The following is a 3,142-nucleotide window of genomic DNA, read 5'->3' as shown; positions in this document are numbered from 1 at the left end:
GGCATATCGCAAGCTTGCGATGAAGCACCACCCCGACCGCAACCAGGGGGATGCGTCCAAGGTTGCCGAAGAAAAATTCAAGGAGGCCAAAGAGGCCTACGAGATGCTTTCCGACGATCAAAAGCGCGCGGCCTACGACCAGTACGGCCATGCCGGCGTAGACCCCAACATGCGCGGCGGCCCGGGTGCGGAAGGTTTTGGCGGTTTTGCCGAAGCTTTCGGCGACATCTTCGGCGACGTGTTCGGCGGCCAGCGCGGCGGGGCACAACGTGGCGGCGGCCGGCAGGTTTACCGTGGCGGCGACTTGAGCTACGCCATGGAAATCACGCTCGAAGAAGCCGCTAACGGCAAGGACGCACAGATTCGCATTCCCAGCTGGGACGACTGCAATACCTGCCACGGCAGCGGCGCCAAGCCCGGCACCAAAGTGGTGACCTGCACCACCTGCCATGGTCACGGCGTAGTGCAGATGCGCCAGGGTTTCTTCAGCGTGCAGCAAACCTGCCCGCAGTGCAAAGGCACGGGCAAGCTGATTCCCGAGCCTTGCGTGACCTGCCACGGCGTGGGCAAGACCAAGAACAACAAGACACTCGAAGTCAAGATCCCCGCGGGCATCGACGACGGCATGCGTATCCGCTCGACCGGCAACGGTGAGCCGGGCACCAATGGCGGCCCGCCTGGCGACCTCTATATTGAGATCCGCCTGAAGAAGCACGACATCTTCGAGCGCGACGGCGACGACCTGCACTGCGCCGTGCCCATCAGTTTCACCACCGCCGCACTGGGCGGGGAAATTGAAGTGCCGACACTCGCCGGCAAAGCGGCCATCGACATTCCCGAAGGCACCCAGGCGAGCAAGCAGTTCCGTCTGCGCGGCAAGGGCATCAAGGGCGTGCGCTCCAGTTATCCCGGTGACCTGTATTGCCACATCACAGTAGAAACACCGGTCAAGCTGACCGAGCACCAGCGCAAGCTGCTCAAGGAGCTGGACGAGTCGCTGAAAAAAGGCGGTGCCAAGCATTCACCCAGCGAAGAAGGCTGGGCCGACAAGCTCAAGAGCTTCTTCAGCGCCTGATCGTGCCCCCAGAAAATGCCGGACCTGCTCCGGCATTTTTTATGGCCGGGCGCTACACACTGTCACACGCCTGTCGTGACCAGACACATACGATCAGCCCTTTAACTTCGGGAAACACCCATGACCGTATCGACCCGCCAGGCCGTGAGACAAGGCAGCCTGCTCGCCCTTATTTGCAGCAGCGTACTGCTGACCGCTTGCTCGTCTTCAGGCACGACATCTCAAGCAGGGCTGCCCACCCTTGACGGCAAGGCGCCACTGGTCATCGCCCACCGCGGCGCTTCGGGTTATGTGCCGGAAGAAACGATGGAAGCCTATGTGCGCGCGATCGAACTCGGCGCCGACGTGATCGAGATGGACCTGGTCGTGACCAGGGACGGCGTGCTCGTCACCCGTCACGACCCCAACCTGGCGATCAGCACCGACGTGGCCAAACACCCGGAGTTCGCTTCACGCAAGAAGACCATCCAGGTCGACGGCGAAACGCAGACCGGCTGGTTCAGCAACGACTTCACACTGGCCGAGATTCGCACCTTGGGCGCGATCTCGACCGACGCCGAGCGCCCACAGCAGTTCAACGGCCAATACAAGATCCCGACCCTTCAGGAAGTGGTGGACATGGCCAAGGCCCAATCCATCAAGACAGGCCGCACGATTGCGATCTACCCGGAAACCAAGAACCCGACCTACTTCCGCGAACTCGGCCTGCCGATGGAGGACAAGCTGATCGCCATCATCAACGCAGCTGGCTGGAACAGCAAAACCGCGCCAATCTACGTGCAGTCGTTCGAGCCCGGCAGCCTGAAGTACATGAAGAGCAAGGGCCTCAATACGAAACTGATCCAGCTCGTCGATGGCGACGGCATTGACCCGAAAACCGGCCGCGTGACCTTTGCCGTGCCGAGCGACCGCCCTTACGACTGGACCAAGGCCGGCGACAAACGCCTCTTTGATGCCATGACCACGCCCGCAGGCCTGGCCGAGATCAAGACCTACGCAGACGGCATCGGCCCCTGGAAGCGCTACATCATCAGCACCAAAGGCACCTTCGGCGCCGACGGCAAGCAGGTCGACATCAACCGCGACGGCAAGCTCAACGACGCCGACTCGACCTCGCAGCCAGCCACCAGCTTCGTCGCCGATGCGCACAAAGCAGGCCTGTTCGTTCATCCCTTCACCTTCCGTAACGAGTCGCGCCGCCTGGCCAGCGACTACCAGGGCGATGCCAAGGCCGAGTACCTGGCGTTTTACCGCGCAGGCGTTGACGGCGTGTTCACCGACTTCACCGACACTGCCATCGCCGCCCGGACACAGTATCTGAAAGAAGCCGGCCGCTGAGCAAGCCGTTGCGGGTCTCACCCGTTTAACCTCAATGCTATGAAATTAATAGCTGCTTGCGCCTATATTTAATGGGCCAGGCAGCTTTTTTACTTTTAACCCAAGCTGGAAAGGCTGTGCCCCGCAACGCGACAGCATATTCCAGCCATAGGGCCGGTTACACAGCGCCGGAGGCAAGGCCCAGGTTTTCTCAAAATGAAACATCGGGGCCCGTGAAGATAGGGCTTCAGTCGAGATTTGCCGATGGTGACTGGCTTATAGTGACCTACGCACGGAACCTCATCCCCACTCACTTCAAGCGCAAGCCCTACACACCATGAAAACCAAAGCTGCCGTCGCCTGGAAGTCAGGCCAGCCCCTGACGATTGAAACCGTGGACCTGCAAGGCCCGAAGTTCGGCGAGGTGCTCGTCGAGATCAAGGCCACCGGCATTTGCCACACCGACTACTACACGCTCTCGGGCGCCGACCCGGAAGGCATCTTCCCGGCCATCCTCGGCCATGAAGGCGCGGGCATCGTGGTTGACGTCGGCCCCGGCGTGACAACGCTCAAAAAAGGCGACCATGTCATCCCGCTCTACACGCCCGAGTGCCGGCAATGCAAGTTTTGTCTCTCTCGCAAAACCAACCTGTGCCAGCTGATTCGCGGCACGCAGGGCAAGGGTCTGATGCCCGATGCGACCAGCCGCTTCAGCCTGGACGGCAAACCCATCTTTCACTACATGGGCAC

At 61.0% G+C, this 3,142-nt stretch carries 3 protein-coding genes; all 3 read left to right on the top strand.

The window, feature by feature from the left end:
* Positions 1 to 1,075: molecular chaperone DnaJ (gene dnaJ, locus AC1D1P_RS18950; RefSeq protein ID WP_477674037.1), on the top strand; the 1,075-nt coding region annotated here is incomplete at its 5' end.
* A gap of 120 nt (positions 1,076 to 1,195) precedes the next feature.
* On the top strand, positions 1,196 to 2,413 hold the full coding sequence (locus tag AC1D1P_RS18945; protein WP_477674036.1) for a glycerophosphodiester phosphodiesterase: 1,218 nt from the start codon (positions 1,196 to 1,198) through the stop codon (positions 2,411 to 2,413).
* 316 nt (positions 2,414 to 2,729) lie between these two features.
* Positions 2,730 to 3,142 (top strand): alcohol dehydrogenase catalytic domain-containing protein (locus tag AC1D1P_RS18940; protein ID WP_477674035.1); only part of this gene is annotated, 413 nt, incomplete at its 3' end.

This window comes from Polaromonas sp. P1_E1_2 (genome assembly GCF_056406035.1).
Note: the sequence above shows the minus strand (reverse complement) of the source record. Positions and strands in the feature narration are given on the sequence as shown.

What these genes read in the sequence shown, in the direction of transcription:
- AC1D1P_RS18945 (WP_477674036.1), top strand. Translation starts at nt 1,196, where the DNA reads ATGACCGTATCGACCCGCCAGGCCGTGAGACAAGGCAGCCTGCTCGCC.